The organism is Microbacterium sp. LjRoot45 (assembly GCF_964253325.1).
Classification (GTDB): Bacteria; Actinomycetota; Actinomycetes; order Actinomycetales; family Microbacteriaceae; genus Microbacterium.
Window position 1 is genome coordinate 1659534 of the sequence record NZ_CAXUQM020000001.1, and the last position, 17104, is coordinate 1676637.

At 68.6% G+C, this 17104-nt stretch carries 18 protein-coding genes; 5 read left to right on the forward strand and 13 right to left on the reverse strand.

Features of this window, described 5'->3' with window-relative positions:
• Positions 1–5 precede the first annotated feature (5 nt).
• Positions 6–647 carry a lipoyl(octanoyl) transferase LipB gene (gene lipB, locus ACSQ18_RS07875; protein WP_436036611.1) on the forward strand — a complete coding sequence of 214 codons (642 nt, stop codon included), beginning with the start codon at positions 6–8 and terminating at the stop codon, positions 645–647.
• Positions 644–1660 (forward strand): lipoyl synthase, encoded by a 1017-nt coding sequence (lipA, locus tag ACSQ18_RS07880; protein ID WP_436036612.1) that lies wholly within the window; start codon positions 644–646, stop codon positions 1658–1660. Before lipB ends, lipA begins: the two co-directional genes overlap by 4 nt.
• Here lipA and ACSQ18_RS07885 read toward each other — a convergent pair.
• The 4 genes from ACSQ18_RS07885 to smc form a co-directional block, all read right to left on the reverse strand.
• Complete coding sequence (locus tag ACSQ18_RS07885; protein WP_436036613.1) at positions 1657–2046, reverse strand: MmcQ/YjbR family DNA-binding protein; 390 nt, start codon at positions 2044–2046, stop codon at positions 1657–1659. The two genes, lipA and ACSQ18_RS07885, sit on opposite strands and share 4 nt — an antisense overlap.
• Positions 2047–2048: 2 nt before the next feature.
• A complete protein-coding gene (locus tag ACSQ18_RS07890) occupies positions 2049–2549 on the reverse strand; it encodes a DUF2004 domain-containing protein (protein WP_144808014.1) in 501 nt (166 codons plus the stop codon).
• A gap of 61 nt (positions 2550–2610) precedes the next feature.
• Entirely contained in the window at positions 2611–3483 is an 873-nt protein-coding gene (ftsY, locus tag ACSQ18_RS07895) for a signal recognition particle-docking protein FtsY (RefSeq protein WP_436036614.1), read from the reverse strand.
• 72 nt (positions 3484–3555) lie between these two features.
• Positions 3556–7062: a chromosome segregation protein SMC gene (gene smc / locus ACSQ18_RS07900; RefSeq protein ID WP_436036615.1), complete on the reverse strand. Its 3507-nt coding sequence runs from the start codon at positions 7060–7062 to the stop codon at positions 3556–3558.
• 385 nt (positions 7063–7447) lie between these two features.
• Between smc and ACSQ18_RS07905 the strand changes: the two genes are divergently transcribed.
• The 3 genes from ACSQ18_RS07905 (at position 7448) to ACSQ18_RS07915 (ending at position 9943) form a co-directional block, all read left to right on the forward strand.
• Positions 7448–7705: a hypothetical protein gene (locus ACSQ18_RS07905; RefSeq protein WP_436036616.1), complete on the forward strand. Its 258-nt coding sequence runs from the start codon at positions 7448–7450 to the stop codon at positions 7703–7705.
• A gap of 73 nt (positions 7706–7778) precedes the next feature.
• Positions 7779–8864, forward strand: coding sequence for a GNAT family N-acetyltransferase (locus ACSQ18_RS07910; RefSeq protein WP_436036617.1), 1086 nt, complete (start codon positions 7779–7781; stop codon positions 8862–8864).
• Complete coding sequence (locus ACSQ18_RS07915) at positions 8861–9943, forward strand: GNAT family N-acetyltransferase (protein WP_436036618.1); 1083 nt, start codon at positions 8861–8863, stop codon at positions 9941–9943. Before ACSQ18_RS07910 ends, ACSQ18_RS07915 begins: the two co-directional genes overlap by 4 nt.
• 18 nt (positions 9944–9961) lie before the next feature.
• Here the strand turns inward: ACSQ18_RS07915 and ACSQ18_RS07920 are convergent, their stop codons facing one another.
• The 9 genes from ACSQ18_RS07920 to ACSQ18_RS07960 form a co-directional block, all read right to left on the reverse strand.
• Positions 9962–10315 carry a DUF2834 domain-containing protein gene (locus ACSQ18_RS07920; protein ID WP_436036619.1) on the reverse strand — a complete coding sequence of 118 codons (354 nt, stop codon included), beginning with the start codon at positions 10313–10315 and terminating at the stop codon, positions 9962–9964.
• A complete protein-coding gene (locus ACSQ18_RS07925; RefSeq protein WP_436036620.1) occupies positions 10312–11265 on the reverse strand; it encodes a hypothetical protein in 954 nt (317 codons plus the stop codon). Before ACSQ18_RS07925 ends, ACSQ18_RS07920 begins: the two co-directional genes overlap by 4 nt.
• Entirely contained in the window at positions 11262–11897 is a 636-nt protein-coding gene (locus ACSQ18_RS07930; protein ID WP_436036621.1) for a MerR family transcriptional regulator, read from the reverse strand. Before ACSQ18_RS07930 ends, ACSQ18_RS07925 begins: the two co-directional genes overlap by 4 nt.
• Positions 11898–11968: 71 nt before the next feature.
• Positions 11969–12898 (reverse strand): bifunctional DNA-formamidopyrimidine glycosylase/DNA-(apurinic or apyrimidinic site) lyase, encoded by a 930-nt coding sequence (gene mutM / locus ACSQ18_RS07935; protein WP_436036622.1) that lies wholly within the window; start codon positions 12896–12898, stop codon positions 11969–11971.
• Positions 12891–13583, reverse strand: a complete 693-nt coding sequence (gene rnc / locus ACSQ18_RS07940) for a ribonuclease III (RefSeq protein WP_436036623.1) — start codon at positions 13581–13583, stop codon at positions 12891–12893. Before rnc ends, mutM begins: the two co-directional genes overlap by 8 nt.
• A gap of 14 nt (positions 13584–13597) precedes the next feature.
• Positions 13598–13807, reverse strand: coding sequence for a 50S ribosomal protein L32 (rpmF, locus tag ACSQ18_RS07945; RefSeq protein ID WP_050721097.1), 210 nt, complete (start codon positions 13805–13807; stop codon positions 13598–13600).
• A 2-nt stretch (positions 13808–13809) separates the two neighbouring features.
• Entirely contained in the window at positions 13810–14373 is a 564-nt protein-coding gene (locus ACSQ18_RS07950) for a YceD family protein (RefSeq protein ID WP_436036624.1), read from the reverse strand.
• Between the two features lie 9 nt (positions 14374–14382).
• Positions 14383–14880 (reverse strand): pantetheine-phosphate adenylyltransferase, encoded by a 498-nt coding sequence (coaD, locus tag ACSQ18_RS07955; RefSeq protein WP_301040189.1) that lies wholly within the window; start codon positions 14878–14880, stop codon positions 14383–14385.
• 18 nt (positions 14881–14898) lie between these two features.
• On the reverse strand, positions 14899–17058 hold the full coding sequence (locus tag ACSQ18_RS07960; protein WP_436036626.1) for an ATP-dependent DNA helicase RecG: 2160 nt from the start codon (positions 17056–17058) through the stop codon (positions 14899–14901).
• Positions 17059–17104 lie beyond the last annotated feature (46 nt).

Here is a 17104-nt window from a genome sequence, read left to right on the forward strand (position 1 = left end):
GAATCGTGCTCGACATCAGAACGATCGGCCTTGCGCCTGCGTATGTGCCCTACACCGACGGCTGGGCGTTGCAGCGCCGGATTCACGGCGAGATCGTGGCGGGCACGCGGGCGGACACCCTCCTGCTGCTCGAGCACGAGCCCGTGTTCACCGCGGGCGCACGCACGGCGCGACACGAGAGGCCCACTGACGGCACTCCCGTCGTCGATGTGGACCGTGGAGGCAAGATCACCTGGCATGGACCCGGGCAGCTCGTCGGCTATCCACTCGTCCGGCTCGGCGAGCCGGTGGACGTCGTCGCCCACGTGCGACGTCTCGAAGGCATCCTCATCGACGTGCTGGCGGCGTTCGACGTCGCCGGTTATCGCGTCGAGGGGCGCAGTGGCGTGTGGGTGCGCCGCCCTCTGTCCGAAGACAAGATCGCGGCGATCGGCGTGCGCGTCCAGCGCGGCGTGACGATGCACGGTTTCGCGCTCAACTGCGACAACTCGCTGCTCCCCTTTTCGCAGATCGTCCCGTGCGGCATCACGGATGCCGGGGTGACGACGCTGAGCGAGGTCGTCGGCGCGGACATCTCCCCCGCTGATGTCGTGGATGCCGTGGCATCCGCCTTCAGCGACGCCTTCTCGACGGAGGTCGCGGCATGAGCTGCGGGTCTGCCCCCGGCGCCGCATCGGCGCAGGCCGCTCCCGACGGGAGGAAGCTCCTGCGCCTGGAAGTCCGCAACGCGCAGACGCCCATCGAGCGGAAGCCGGACTGGATCAAGACGAAGGCTCGCATGGGGCCTGAGTACCAGGCCCTTCACGCGCTCGTGAAGGACGAGCAACTCCACACGGTCTGTCAGGAGGCCGGCTGCCCCAACATCTACGAGTGCTGGGAGGACCGCGAGGCGACCTTCCTCATCGGCGGCTCGCAGTGCACGCGTCGCTGCGACTTCTGCCAGATCGACACCGGACGCCCCGCCGCCTATGACGTGGACGAGCCGCGTCGTGTCGCCGAGAGCGTCACCCGCATGCAGTTGCGCTACGCCACCGTCACCTGTGTCGCCAGGGACGACCTTCCCGACGGCGGCGCGTGGCTCAACGCCGAGACCGTCCGTCAGATCCACACGCAGAACCCGCACACGGGGGTCGAGCTGCTCGCAACCGATTTCAACGGCGACCCCGCGCTCCTCGGCGAGGTGTTCGACGCGCGCCCGGAGGTCTTCGCGCACAACGTCGAAACCGTTCCGCGCATCTTCAAGCGCATCCGCCCCGCATTCCGCTACGAGCGCTCACTGGACGTCCTTTCGCAGGCGCGCGCGGCCGGCCTCATCACCAAGTCCAATCTGATCCTCGGCATGGGCGAGGAACCGGAGGAGGTCGTGCAGGCCCTGGTCGATCTCCACGAGGCGGGCACCGACATCATCACGATCACCCAGTACCTGCGACCGACGCCACGGCACCTTCCCGTCGCGCGATGGGTCAAGCCCCAGGAGTTCGTGGAGTTCAAGGAGGAGGCGGAGCGCATCGGCTTCCTCGGAGTGCTCGCCGGCCCGCTCGTCCGCTCGTCGTATCGCGCCGGCAGGCTCTGGGCACAGTCGATGGCGTCGAAGGGTCGCGCGATCCCTGCGCACCTGGCGCATCTTGCGACCGAAGGCGGGTTCGCGCAGGCGGTCTAGCCTGCACCGAGATCGAACTCGCGCACCAGATAGCGAGGCGCCTGTGTGCGCCACGCCTCGGTCACGAGTTCTTCGAGGTGGTCGATGTCGATGGTCGCCATGCGGAACGCGATCTTGGGCTCGCCCCACCCCGTCGTCTTGGGGAGGAAGACGTCCGGTGCCATCTCCCGCAGCGCCAGTGCATCGTCAGGATCGGCCACCTTCACTCCCATCACCGGCTCCGCAGCGATGATCGCGCGGACGGCATCCGGGATGCTCGGCCACGGATGGCATTCCCACGCGAAGAGCTTCGCCCGCACGAACCAGGCCGCTCCGCCCGTGGTCTGGCGCTCGACCGCGCCGGGAAGCACGGCGGCGATACGGCGGACGTCGCCGACGGTGGCCATCGTCAGTCGGCGCTGGTGACCGACTGCACCGCCCCGTCGCTGGTCAGGTTGACCAGCAGCACCTCGTCGGTCGCATCGCGGTCGAGCGCGTATTCCAGCACGGCGAAGGGATCCGAGCCGCCGTGCTCGTCGGCGAGGATGGTCATGCTGACGAGCTGGAGGGCCCGAATGACGTCGATGTGGACATCGCCGGAGATGTCGACGAGGAAGTCCTCGATCTCTTCGCCCAGCTGCTCCTGCTGCTGGAGGATGTACTCCGTCACCTCACTCGTGCGATCGTCGAGTTCCGACACCATCGCGTTGCGTGCCTGCAGGTCGATCTGCTCCAGGGACGAGATCATCGCGGCCGCCACGTCGAGCGCGGCCGGCGACACGTCATCCTGATCGGGCGCGGTCAGATCGACGGTCACCCTCTGGTCGCCGAAGTCGATCGACTCGCTCCAGAAGATCGATCCGTCTGGCCCCGACTCCAGAAGGCCGAAGTAGTCGTGCTCGATCGCCATGGCCCTATGCAACCACCCCTGCGCTCACGGCGCGATAGCGTCTGCGCATGTCGCGTCCCCTTCAGTCGACGAGCGCAGCGGCGAAGACATGCGGGGTGAAGCCCGTGAGGTCGTTGATGCCCTCTCCCTGGCCCAGCAGCTTGACGGGGATGCCGGTGCGCTCCTGCACGGCGAGGACGAAGCCCCCGCGAGCGGAGCCGTCCAGTTTCGTCAGCACGAGTCCGGTCACGCCGGCGTGCTCCAGGAACGCCTCGGCCTGCAGGACGCCGTTCTGACCCGTCGTTGCATCGAGGACGAGCAGCACCTCGCTGATGGGCGCGAGCTTCTCCACCACCCGGCGGATCTTGCTGAGCTCGTCCATGAGCCCACCCTTGGTGTGGAGACGCCCGGCCGTGTCGACGAGCACGATGTCGGTCTGGGTGCGCACCGCGTGCTCGATGGTCTGATAGGCGACCGAGGCGGGATCCTGGCCCTCCTGCTGCGGACGCACGATCTCCGCGCCTCCGCGCTCCGCCCACGTGGCGAGCTGTTCGACGGCGGCCGCTCGGAAGGTGTCGGCAGCGCCGACGACGACAGACCGGTCGAACCGGCGCAGATAGGCGGCGAACTTGCCGATCGTCGTGGTCTTGCCGACGCCGTTCACGCCGACCACCAGCACGACCGCCGGACGCTCCGACAGTCGCAGCGTCGTGTCGAACTTCGCGAAGTGCTCCTCCAGCGTCTCCCGCAGCATCCGCTGCAGGTCACGGGGATCGGTGGTGCGATACCGTTCCACCTTCGCGCGGAGGTCGTCGATGATGCGCTCGCTCACTTCGGGACCGAAGTCCGCGGTGAGAAGAGCGGTCTCGAGGTCGTCCCACGTCGTCTCGTCGATCGTGGGCTTGACGAACATTCCACGCAGAGCGCGACCGAGCGACCAGGAGTTTTCCGCCATGACTCCAGCCTAGGAGTTCACGCGACCTCCGCCGCACCCTCGGCGAAACGCGCCCGGTGCGTCGGCATCAGGTCAGGCGGGCGCCCGCTCGCGTACACGCTGGCCGACGACGGCCGACACCCCGTCCTGCCGCATCGACACGCCGTAGAGAGCATCCGCGATCTCCATCGTGCGTTTCTGATGCGTGATGACGATGAGCTGGCTCGAAGCGCGGAGCTGTTCGAACACACCCAGCAACCGGCCGAGATTCGCATCGTCGAGTGCGGCCTCGACCTCGTCGAGGATGTAGAACGGGCTGGGGCGCGCCTTGAAGATGGCGGTGAGGAGCGCCACCGCCGCCAGCGACCGCTCCCCGCCCGACAGGAGCGAGAGCCGCTCGATCTTCTTGCCCACGGGACGAACCGACACGTCGATCCCCGTCGTGAGGGGGTTGTCCGGGTTGGTGAGCGTGATGCTGCCGGAGCCGCCGGGGAAGAGGATCGGGAAGACCTCCCCGAATGCGGTCTTCGTGTCCTCGAAGGCCGCCAAGAAGATGGTCTGCATCCGCTCGTCGAGTTCTTCGATGATCGTGAGGAGATCCGCGCGGGTCTGGGTGAGGTCGGCGAGCTGCTCGGTCAAGAACGCGTGACGCTGCTCCAGCGCAGCGAACTCCTCGAGAGCGAGCGGATTGACGCGACCGAGCTGACCCAGCTTCCGCTCCGCCTCCTGTAGCCGACGCCGCTGAGCACCGCGTTCGAAAGGAGCGCCGTCGTCGCCGTCATCCCCGAGGACGGGCTGATCGGGGCCGTATTCCGAAACGAGAATATTCTCGCCCAGTCCCAGTTCGCTGTTCACGCGCTCGAGCAGCGACGTCACGTGTAGCCGCTTTTCGTGCATCTGCAGTTCGATCCCGTGCACGCTCTCGGTGAGCGCATTCAGGCGTTCGCGGAGCCCGGACTCCTGGCCGCGCAGCTCCCCCAGTTCCGCCGTGAGCGCCGTGCGCGTCTGCTCCGCGAGCTGCAGTTCGACCCGCGCCTGCGAGACCGATCGGTCGACGGAGTCCAGGATCGGGGGAAGCTGTGCGACGACCTCGGCGGCGACTTCCCGCTGCGCACGCCGGATGACAGCCCGGCGAGCCGCCTCCTCGGCGGCAGCGCGCTCGCGTTCGCGCTGTCGTTCGAGCTGGACGACCCGCGACTCCCCCGCGCGAACCCGCTCCTTCAAGGTCTCGACGTCGAGCCGCGACCGCATCTCGGCGTCGCGTGAAGCCTCCAGTTCGGCCAGAAGGCCGTCACGCGCCGAGGCATCGAGGATCGGGCGGGGAGCCGCCTGGGCCTGTCGGAGGGCATCTCCTGCGACCCGAGCCGCCGACTCCGCGTCGACCACGGCCGCTTGGGCTTGACGCAGTCCCGCGTCGAGGCGCTCGCACTCCGCGATGGCGGCCTCGTGGCGCACTGTCGCTCGATTGACCTGCTCACTGTGGGCGGCCAGAGCGGCGTCGTGCTCGCGCAGCGTCTGCAGCGATTCCTTGGTGCGGCGGCGCGCGTCGTCCCACGCGGACTGCGCATCGACGAGCGCCTCTCGCAGCGAATCCGCGACGACGGCGATCTCGGTGAGACGGTCGGCCGCCGCATCCCGCTCGGCCGCGAGTTCGAGTCGTGATCGCCCGGAGCCCGAACCGGCCCGGACGGTATGCGCCGTGACCACTTCGCCGCCCCGCGTCACGAGCACGGCACCCGCGTCCGCGTCGGTCGCCGTCTCGGTCCATTTCCGGGCGGACTCGAGGTCGTCCACGATCAGCACACGCGAGAGCACCCCGCGCACACCGTCAGGAGCCGAGACCACCTCGTCCGCGGGGGTGGCACCTCGCGGCATGACACGCGCGTCGGGTGCGGAGCCCCCCGACGCGGCGAGCACGATGTCCACGGCGCCGAGGTCCGTGTCGCGGGCGACAGCGGCCGCCCCGACGGCCGCCTCGAAGTCGTCGACCAGCAGTCCTTCCGCCAACGACCCGAGCGCCGCCGCAACAGCCGCTTCGTATCCCGGCGTCACCTTGACGGCGTCGCCGACCAGGCCGCGGATGCCGGGGCCTCCGCGTTCGAGGAGGGCCGCCGCGGCGTTGCGCACGTCCAGCGCCCGACTCAGCGCTGCCGTCTGCGCCGTCAGCGATTCCACCTCACGCTCGGCCGCATGCAGCCGTTCGCGCAGGCCGGAAACGTTCGACTCCGCCTCCGTGGCGTCGCGCTGGGCGCGTTCGTACGCGGCGGCGTACTCTGCCGACGAACCTTCGGGAACCAGATCGGGATCGACCCCGGCGAGCACCTCCTCCGCCTCGGTCCGACGCGCGAGTGCCGCGTCGAGCGCGCGCTGCTGCCGTTCGACAGCTGCCCGTACGGCATCCAGTCGCGACGCTGCCGCTTCAGAAGAGCCGCGCAGAGCCGTCAGACGCATGTCGTGCTCGGAGACCAGGGCGCTCTGAGCCGCGATGTCGGCGTCGAGGGCGTCGAGCTCGGCCCGCGAGCGGATCACCTCGCGCGCGGCGGCGGCGGCGGCATCCTGTGCGGCGCCGAGTCCCGACGCGATCTCATCGACCTCTGCCCGCGCGTCATCGATGCTGGCTTGACTGACGGTGGTGACTTCCAGGGCGAGCTGCCCGTCGTCCTCGAGGAGCGAGAGCCGCTGCCCGGCGAGCGAGTACAGTCCGCGGAGCCGCTCCTGGACCTGTTCGAGACCGAAGGCCGCAGCACGGGCGCTGTCGACGGCCTCGGAACGCTGCTGCGACTCGAGCGCGTCGATGCGCTGCTTGACCTGCTCAGCCTGATCCTGGAGCAGCACCCGCTCCGCATGACGGTCCTGCTCGTTCCGTGCGTGATCGGCCAGCTGGGTGCGCAGCGTCACGAGTTCGTCGGCGTACAATCTCGCTTTTGCGTCGCGGACGACGGCAGCGATCGTCGCGGCCTCCCGCGCGATCTCGGCCTGCTTTCCCAGCGGCTTCAGCTGTCGCCGCAACTCCCCCGCGAGATCGCTGAGCCGCATGAGATTCGTCTCCATGGCCTCGAGCTTGCGGAGCGTCTTCTCCTTGCGGCGGCGATGCTTGAGGATGCCGGCGGCCTCTTCGATGAAACCGCGCCGGTCCTCCGGGCTCGCCTGCAACACGGTGTCGAGGCGTCCCTGGCCCACGATGACGTGCATTTCGCGACCCAGCCCCGAATCGCTGAGCAGCTCCTGCACATCCAGGAGGCGGCAGGTCTCCCCGTTGATCGCGTACTCGCTGGAGCCGTTGCGGAACAGCGTGCGACTGATCGTCACTTCGCTGTACTCGATGGGGAGTGCCCCGTCGCTGTTGTCGATCGTCAGTTGCACTTCGGCGCGACCGAGCGGACCGCGCGTGGCCGTCCCGGCGAAGATGACGTCCTCCATCTTGCCGCCGCGCAGGGTCTTGGCGCCCTGCTCTCCCATGACCCAGGCGAGAGCGTCGACGACGTTCGACTTGCCGGATCCGTTCGGGCCGACGATGCAGGTCACGCCTGGTTCGAGCGCGAACGTCGTGGGCTGCGCGAACGACTTGAAGCCTTTGAGCGTCACGCTCTTCAGGTGCATAAGTGGCCGTCCTCCGTCGGGTCTCGCGCGGCTGTCGCGACCACGCTACCGGCAGTGGGCTTGACGCACGCGCCAGCCACGCGCTATCGTCACTCTCCGCGTCAGAAGTTGAGAAAGGAGGTCCCGAAATGATGCACATGAACACCACCGGAGGAATGACTCCGCGTCTCGCGTGCACCGGGACCGTCTCCTTCGGCGCCTTCCAGAACGCGCGCACGCACGCGTTCATCTGATCCCCGCAGGGGACGAGTCTGCCCTCTGGGCGTGATCTCCGTCGTCTGAACGGGTCCGATCGGACTCCCGGGCCTTACTGTGCCCCGCCTCTTCGTGCTGCGGCACGATCCCCGCCGCCATCGCGGCACCCACTTCCATCGAAAGCACTCTCGTGAACACTCTCATCGCGCCGCAGCGCCCGGAACGTCGACCCTTCGACGGCGCCGTGCCGCTGCAGCATCCTCTGAACGACCTGACTCCGCGGACGTCCCTCCCGGATCGGGTGGCCCTCCGGCTGGCACTCGCACTGCTGCTGTGGAGCACCCGACCCACGCGGGCACAGACACCGGCTTCCCGCCAACGGGAACTCGACCGCATCGCCCGGGAGCACGCTTGGCAGCTGCGCTGCCACCGACTCCCCCTCCTGTGAGCGGGATGCCGGCGCCCACACGCGCCGGCATCCCCCGAATCTCTTCCCTTCTGACCAACGGAGCACACTCCTCATGAACCCCCAGACCGAACTCGGCGTCGAGTTCCGAACCCTCACGATTCCGAGCAGCATCGACGCGGTCGACGCCGCCGCCTTCATCGAGATGACGCGCGTGCGCAACGCCGTCTACGCGGAGATCGCCGGCAACGACGACGACGCCATGGATGCCGCCGAGCTCCTTCCGCACTACCAGCCCGATCCCGACGAGACACGGCTCAGCTGGGTCGTTGTCGTCGATGGTCAGGTCGTCGGCCGGGTGGGCGTCGACATTCCGCACGAAGCGGGCTCGAAGAACGCGTTCTGGCTCGTCGAGCTGCTGCGCGAGTGCCACGGGCGCGGCATCGGCACGGTGGCGTACCGTCTCGTGGAGGATGCCGCTCGCGCTCACGGACGCAGCGTCCTGCAGTCGTGGGCACAGCATCCCGAGACTGTCGGCGACCGCCTCGACGCGCCCACCGGTTTCGGTAGCATCCCACGAGACCGCGCCGCGCGGTTCTACCTCGCCAACGGTTACACGCTCGAGCAGATCGAGCGCCAGAGCGATCTCGACCTGCGCGAGAGCGCCCCGACGGTGGATCGCCTGCTGGCCGAGGCGCAGGCTGCTTCGGCCGGCTACCGCGTCGTCCAGTGGATGGCGCCGACCCCGGCTGAGCATGCCGAAGGCTTCGCGTGGATGAAGTCGCGCATGTCGACGGACGCCCCCGCGGCCGGCATGGAGTTCGACGAGGAGACGTGGGATGCCGCGCGCGTCGCTCGTCACGATCAGCGATGGATCGACGCCGGGATGACGGCCCTCGTCACCGCCGCCCAGCACATCGCCACCGGTGAGCTCGTCGCGTTCAACGAACTCGTCGTCGGCGAGGATCGCACGCGACCGACGCATCAGGAGGACACGCTCGTGCTCAAGGAGCACCGCGGTCACAAGCTCGGTCAGCTGGTCAAGTGCGCCGCGCTCGTGACGTGGCGTGACATCGCGCCCGAGTCGCCGAAGGTGATCACCTACAACGCGGAGGAGAACCGTCCCATGCTCGACATCAACGAGGCCATCGGGTTCCGTCCGGCCGCCTACAACGGCGCGTGGAAGAAGGTCCTCACATGAGCACGCGAACGCTCGACATCGTCCGCGTCGCCGCTCCGCGCGACCTGGACGATGCGGACGCCCGGGACTTCGTCGACATGATCGACGTCCTCAACCGCGGCGTCGAGCACGACGTGGGAACCGACCACCTCCGCATCGCCCCTTCGGAAGTGCTGCCGGCGTGGCACGTGCAGCGGTACGTGGCGCGCGGCGGACACGTCGCGCGCCACGGCGACCGCACGGTCGGCGCAATCCAGTGGAGCATGTCGATGGAAGCGGGATCACGAAACCTCGAATTCGATCTCGCGGCCCTGCCCGACGTGCGCGACGACGGGGTGACGGAACGGCTGCTGGAGCTCGCGATCGCCGACGCTCGGGCCGCGGGGCGGACGGTGCTGCAGACGTACAGCCTGCACCGCCTCGACACGGGACTGCCGACCTGCCCTTCACCGACGGGCTTCGGCGCCGTACCCCGCGACGCATGGACGCAATTCTACCTCGATCGGGGCTTCACGCTCCAGCAGGTCGAGCGCAACAGCATCTTCGATCTCCGCGGCTCGCTCGACGCGGTGCGTGCGATGCGCGACGCGGCCCGTGACGCAGCGGGCAGCGACTATCGCGTGCAGGTGTGGAGCGGTGGCACACCGGAGCGGTTCCGCGAGGCCTTCGCCTACGTGCTGTCGCGCATGTCGACCGACGTTCCGTTGAGCGGCCTCGACATCACCGAGGAGCGCTGGGACGTCGAGCGGGTGGAGCATCGCGACCGCCGGCTGGCGGACGGCGGACTCCACATCGGCGTCGCCGCCGTGGAGCACGTACCGTCGGGCAGGATCGTCGCGTACAACGAGCTGGGAATCGGGCAGGACCGCTCGCGCCCGACCGACCAGTGGGGCACGCTCGTGGTGAAGGAGCATCGAGGGCGACGGCTGGGGACGCTCGTGAAGTGCGAGAACCTCCTGCGCTGGGCCGCGGAGGTTCCCACGTCACCCTTCGTCTCGACCTTCAATGCCGAGGAGAACCGTCCGATGCTCGACGTCAACGAGGCGATCGGGTTCGTCCCGTTCACCGTCGGCGGCGCCTGGCAGCGCATTCTCGACTGAGGTGGAGCGGGGTCGTCGTCAGACGGTCGACCCCGCCCCCTCGTCGCGGAGACGTGAGAGCCGTCGTTCTCGGAGTGCGAGGAAGAGCGGCACGGTGAACGCTGCCGCAGTGAGGAACGAGAGCGGAACGAACAGCCACGCCCACCGCATCCCGATCCGGCGTCCTTCCACGACGATGAAGATGCTCGCCGCGGCCACCACGACGACGAGGTCCCACTGCAGCGACTGGGTCGCGGCCCCGTTGGCGAACCACTCGCCGAACCACGCGCTGTTCTGAACGATGGCGATGGCGTTGAACGTCCAGGTGATCCCGAGTCCGGCGATCGCCAGCGCGAGGTAGAAGATGGCGAGGGGCTTCCAGCGCGGGGTCATCGGCGTGCTCCGACCATGACAGCCGCGCACCCGAGGGGTGTGGCCACAGCGACCCCGATTCCCGCGGCGAGGACGGATCCGGCGGGGGCGACGACGGACTGCCCGATAAGTGCCTGCCAGGTGAGGATGCCGATCGTGGCTGCGTACGCCACCGTCAGGAGAAGGATGAGCCTCCACCGGACGCCGCCATCGCGCAGCGCCGGCATCCGACGGCTCAGCAGTTCGAGCGCGAGGAGGCTCAGTGGGAGGATCTGCAGAGCATGCATCCCAACGAAGTGCGGCACTCGGAGGTCACCACCCTCGGTGCTCCAGCCGAGGAAGGGCAACCCGGCTCCCCCGTCGGCCACCCCGACGGCGTGAGCCCCCGCGATCCCCTGGAAGTCATCGAGCTGTCCGGGCGTGGGGCCTGTCATCAGGAAGGCGACCGCCATGCCCACGAGCCCGAGCGCGACGCCACCGCGAATCGCGAGATTGCGTGCCGCGTCGGGCGTCGGGCTGACGACGAGCGCGATCCCCACCAGCAGGGTGACGATCCATACGATCACGATGGATGCCGCCATCACCGACCAGAGCGTGGTGTTCAGCGGGGTCGAGACGTTGAAGTGACTGGTGGTCCCCGCCGCCGCGGCACCGACGATGATCACCATCTCGGCGACGAGCGCGATCACGACGATGGTGCCCCCAATACTCGCCGCGCGGCGCCAGCGATGCACCTGCCCGATCAGCCACGCGAGGGTCAGCGCGTACACCGCGATCGACAAGGAGAACTTCAGCGGCTTGAACCAGGCGTTCTGCCCCAGGATCAGCCGCGGATCGACGATCGCAAGGATGCCGCAGACGACGCTCAGCACGAGCATGCCGGCGGCTAGAGCAAGGAGCGGGCGGTGCCAGCGGTCCGGCCGGGGAAGGGTGGCGAGCGGATGCGCCGCACGCGAGATCGTGGTCGTCATGTGGTCGTCTCCTGAGTCGACATCGAGTACCGGCGTGCCGTTTCGGCCTCTTGCGCGAGTCGCCGCAGCCCCGCGAAGAGGGTGTCACCGAGCACGGTGCCGACGACCACGGTCTCGGCCATCGCGGCTCGGCTGCCGCTGCTGTCGAGCGCGTCGAGGTCTGCTGCAGCGACCTGTTCGGCGGCGCCGGCATAGGCCCCCAGGGTCGACCAGAGATCATTCCGGCCGAGCGCCTCGTACGCGTCGAGCACGCCCGCGGCCAGTTCGAGCCCGGGGTTCTCGGGTGCCGTGTGCCAGCCGCGCGCGTCGGCTTCGGCACGCACGCGAGCGATCGACTCAGGTCGGGCCGGCGTCTCCCGCTGCGGAAGAGCGTGCTGCGCGATGCCGAAGACATGCGGCAACGGCATCCCGTCATCGTCGATGGCGCGGAGCACGTCACGCGCCGCGGAGACCGACAGGCCCCCCACCTCGATGAGCGCGCGTATCAGCCGCAACCGGTCGACGTGCACTCGGCCGTACTCTGTCTGGTTGTAGCCGGTGCGCTCGCCCGCGGGGAGCAGATTCTCCCGCGTGTAGTACTTGATCGTCGCGGCGCTGACGCCGGAGATCTCACTGAGCTCGGATATCCGCATATCGTTAGTATGACTATCGATAGCGCAGATATCAATAGCGCGTCGAGAGACGGAGGAGGTCGGGGCGCGCGTTACCGCGGTCGGCGTTGGCAGTGAGCGCAGTAGTGGCTCGACCGGTTGGTGAACGACACCCGGACGATCGGCCGCCCGCATCGCGGACACGGCTCCCCCGTTCGCCCATACGCACGGAGAGAATGAGCGAAGTAGCCGGCCTGCCCGTTGACGTTGACGTACTGCGCGTCGAAGCTCGTCCCACCCTCCGCCAGGGCACGCTCCAAGACGATTCTCACATCGTGCAGCAGACGATTCACGGCACGCGTCGAGAGCGAGGAGGCCGGAGTCTCCGGGTGGATTCTGGCCGACCACAGCGATTCGTCGGCGTAGATATTGCCGATCCCGCTCGCCACCGTCTGATCGAGGAGCACCCGCTTGATCGCCGATTCGGTGCGACCCAGCCTCGCACGGAAGGAGCTCTCCGAGAACGCCGGATCCAGCGGATCACGCGCGATGTGCGCGACCTGCGTCGGAACCTGCGCCGCGCTCGCTCCCCAGCCCCCGGGCGCACCGTCGGGCGTCGGTATCAGGTCGTCCACCGCGAGCGATCCGAAGGTGCGCTGATCGGCGAACACCACGGCCAGCTCGCCGTGCTCCGGATGGGTCAGATGGATGCGGATGCGCTCATGGCGCTCCGGCGGTGCGTCGACCGCGCGAAGCAGCAACTGGCCGCTCATCCCGAGGTGGGCGACGACGGCGTCTGCGGGGAGCACCGAGTCTTCGTCGCGCGCCGCACCCGCTCGCTGGAACGGCAGCCACAGGAACTTCCCCCGGCGCGCCGCAGCCGCGAATCGACGACCGACGACCGCCCGTTCGAACGACGCTGCATCGCCAGGATGCCGGGTGAGCGCGCGAATGTCGCGCACATCCGCGCCGAGCACGAGGGCACCGGTGACCGCGGGTTCCAGTCCGGCGCGGACGACCTCGACTTCAGGGAGCTCAGGCACGCGCCGAGAGCTCACGCCAGACGGCCAGCGCACCGGCCATCTCGGCCTGCTTCTTGCTCGAGCCCGACCCCGTGCACGACACCTCGCCGACCGAGACGGTCGCGGTGAACCGGCGATGGTGATCAGGGCCTTCGGCCGTCACCGTGTAGACGGGCGGCGCGAGGGCGAGGCGCGCCGCGAGCTCCTGCAGACTCGTCTTGGGGTCCATCGCGGCGCCGTAACGCTCAGGATCGGTGAGGAGCGGTTCGAGGAGCCGCAGGACCAATTCGGTCGCCGCGTCGGGGCCGGCTGACAAGAACGTCGCACCGAAGACCGCCTCCATCGTGTCGGCCAGGATCGAATCCTTGTCGCGTCCGCCGGTCTGGTCTTCCCCACGCCCGAGTCGCAGATGAGCGCCGAGGCCGATGCGTCGCGCCACCTCGGCGAGGGCGACCGTCGACACGACACTCGCGCGTCGCTTCGCCAGCGACCCCTCGTCGAGATGAGGATGCAGCGTGAAGAGGTGCACCGTCACCGCTTGTCCGAGGATCGAATCGCCCAAGAACTCGAGGCGTTCGTTGTGCGGGATACCGCCGTTCTCGTACGCGAAAGAACGATGCGTCAGTGCGAGCGACAGAAGCTCGGGGTCGATATCGACCCCGAGCTTGTCGGAGAGCACCGCGTGCTCCAAGGAGACGTCCGTCACGACGTGACCGTCGTTCAGACGTCGGCGACCTTGCGGCCCTTGTACTCGAGGAACAGCTCGGTGCCCTGCGAGTCCGTGACGACCTTCGCCTGGTGCGGGCGGCTGTAGACGACCTTGCCGTTCTCGACGGTCTTGACGAGGGCGGGCGCCTCCGCCTTCCACTGGGCACGACGCGAACGCGTGTTGGAGCGGGAGACCTTCCGCTTCGGGGGGTTACCTGCCATGGCTAGCTCTTCTCTGTGTCGTCGGCGGCGGGGCGCACTGCCTCGCCGTCGTGGTCTGGGGTGAGGGCCTTCAGCGCGGCCCAGCGCGGATCGACCGGTGCTTCCGGCACGGCTTCCGATGTCAGCCTCTCGCCCGTGTTCGGGTCGAGCCCGGGGCAGTCCGGCTGACATACCGGCTGGAAAGGAAGCGACAGGACGATCGAATCCCTGACAGGAGTTTCAAGATCCACGTGGTCGTCTTGAAGCTCGAAGTCGTTCGCTTCTCCACCAGGATACCCGAAGAGTTCCTGAAACTCGACTTCGAGGGGCTCGGCGATGTCGATGAGGCAGCGGCCGCAGACACCGGTGTACCGCGTGTCGATCTCTGCCGTGACCAGGATTCCCTCGTGTACGGACTCCAGGCGGACATCGATCGCGATGGGCTCCCCGGCTGCCACCGACACCAGTCCTTCGCCCCACTGCGAGGGCGCTGCCACCTCCAGGCGGTGCTCGCGCATCTCGCCGGAGCGGTGGACGATGTCGTGCGCCGGAAGGACGAACGGTCCATTCAATCGTTTGCGACTCATGTCTCCTCCTCAGATCTTTCCGGCGCCCGTGTCCAGGAATCGGGCGACCGGTGCCGGCACGAATGGTGAAACGTCGCCCCCGAGCGACGCGACCTGCCGCACGAGCGAGCTCGAGACCAGCGCATGCGCCGGGTCGGGCAGGAGGAACACGGTCTCGACGTGGGCGAGGTGGCGATTGACGATCGCCATCGGCGTCTCGTACGCGACGTCGACCTGGGAACGGATGCCCTTGACGAGCACGCCGGCGTCGACGTCGACGGCGTAGTCGACGAGCAGGCCCATACTCCACGAGGCCACGATCACGTCACCCTCGATGCCTGCCTCGGCGACCGACTGCTCGAGAAGCGTCAGCCGCTGAGCGATGGGAAGCATGGCTTCCTTGCCGGGATTGTGCACCACGAGCACGTGCAACTGGTCGTAGAGGGCGGCAGCCCGGCGGATCACATCGAGGTGTCCGAGCGTCGGCGGATCGAAAGACCCGGGTACGACCGCGATGCGGTTGTTCATGGCATCCAGCCTATCCGGCTAGTTCTTCGCGAGCGCTGCGCGCTCCTCGTTTCCCACGCGCCGGCGGATGGCGGCAGCGAGGTCGGGGTGGTGCGCGAGCGTCGGATCGGCGTCGATGACCGCCTCGGCGGCACTCCTGGCGCGGCCGATGAGGTCGGCGTCTGCCACCACCCGCAGCAGTCGCAGCGACGTGCGGGCGCCCGACTGCGCGTCGCCCAGGACGTCGCCCTCCCCTCGCAGCTCGAGATCGACTTCCGCCAACTCGAAGCCGTCGCCGGTGGTAGCCACCGCTTCCACCCGATCGCGCGCCTTCGTCGCGGCTGGTGCCTCCGTGACGAGGATGCACAGGCCCGGGACACTCCCCCGGCCCACACGACCGCGCAACTGGTGCAGCTGCGACACCCCGAACCGATCCGCCTCCAGGATCACCATCGTGGAGGCGTTGGGCACGTCCACGCCGACCTCCACGACCGTCGTGGCCACGAGAACGTCGAGGTCACCGCGCGCGAACGCCTGCATGACGGCATCCTTCTCCTCGGCAGGGAGCTTGCCGTGCAGCAGTGCGATACGGAGGTCGCCGAAGCCGGGATGGGATGCCAGCAGACCGGCGACCTGGACGACGCCCCATCGTGTGCGTTCGGACTCCCCCTCGACCGCGGGCACCTGCGGCGCGTCGACGTCGACGGACCCACCCGACGTGTCGATGGCAGGGCACACGACGAAGGCCTGGCGGCCCTGAGCAACCTCTTCGACGACGCGCTCCCACACGCGTGAGAACCAGCCCGGCTTCTCGGCGAGCGGCGCCACGAAGGTGGAGATGCCGGGGCGTCCGGCCGGGAGCGTACGGATGGTCGACACGTCAAGATCACCGAACACGGTCATCGCGACGGTCCGCGGGATCGGCGTGGCGGTGAGCACCAACACGTGCGGGGACATGCCCTTCGCCCGGAGCGTCTCGCGTTGCTCGACGCCGAAGCGGTGCTGCTCGTCGACGACGACCAGACCGAGGTCGGCGAACGTCGTCGAGGCGCTCAACAGGGCGTGGGTTCCCACCACGATCCGCGCCTGACCGGACGCGACACGCAGGGCGGCCTTACGACGCTCGCGCGCCGGGAGCTGTCCAGTCAACAGCGTCGGCATGAGCTCGGGCGCGAGCTGCGGACCGAGCATGCGAGCGATCGAGCGCACGTGCTGGGCGGCGAGCACCTCGGTCGGGGCGATGAGCGCAGACTGTCCCCCCGACTGGGCCACCTGGAGCATCGCGCGCAGGGCCACGAGCGTCTTTCCGGACCCCACCTCACCCTGGATGAGCCGGTTCATCGGCCAGCCCTGGACCAGATCCGCCTCGATACGGTCACCGACGGCGAGCTGATCGGCCGTGCGCGCGAACGGCAGCGCTCCATCGAACCGCGCGAGAAGTTCGCCGGCGGGACGCGACGTGGCGACCAGCTGCCGCACTTCGAAGCGCTGCTGAAGGAGCGCGGCCTGCAGGACGAACGCCTCGTGCATCCGCAGCGTCTGCCGGGCCGGCTCGATCTCATCGGGGAAGTCCGGCTGGTGGATGCGCTGAAGCGCGCTCTGCGCGGGGAGGAGTCCTTCTTCTCGACGCAGATCCTCCGGAAGCGGATCGGGGATCTTCTCCAGGCGCGGGAGCACGGCAGCGATCACCTTCTCCACCTGCCAGCTCGCCATCGTGCTCGTCGCCGGGTAGATGGGGATCGGCTGGTGCTGACGCGCCTCGGCGTTCAACCGAGCCTCGTCCTCATCGTCGAAGAGCTGGTAGTCGGGATGGGCGAACTGCCGCTGTCCCTTGAACTCCCCGACCTTGCCGGAGAAGATGCCCTGGCGTCCGACGCGCAGCTCGCTCTGGCGCCAGACCTGATTGAAGAAGGTGAGGTTGACGGTGCCGGCGCCGTCGCTGATCACGACTTCGAGGAGGGTCCCGTTGCGTCCGCGCATGGGCCGCGCCGACACGGCGCGCACCTCCGCGACGATGGTGACCTGCTCCCCCACCGGCAGCGAGGCTATCGGCGTGAGCTCGCCTCGCTGTGCATAGCGGCGCGGATAGTGCGCGAGCAGATCGCCCACGGTCGCCATGCCGAACGCTCGCGACAGACTGGCCGCCGTCTTCGCGCCGACGACGTCCGTCAGCGCAGACGACAGGCTCACGGAAGACATGAGTCGAGTCTAGGGACGACGCCCGACGTGGTGGACGGAGTCGACG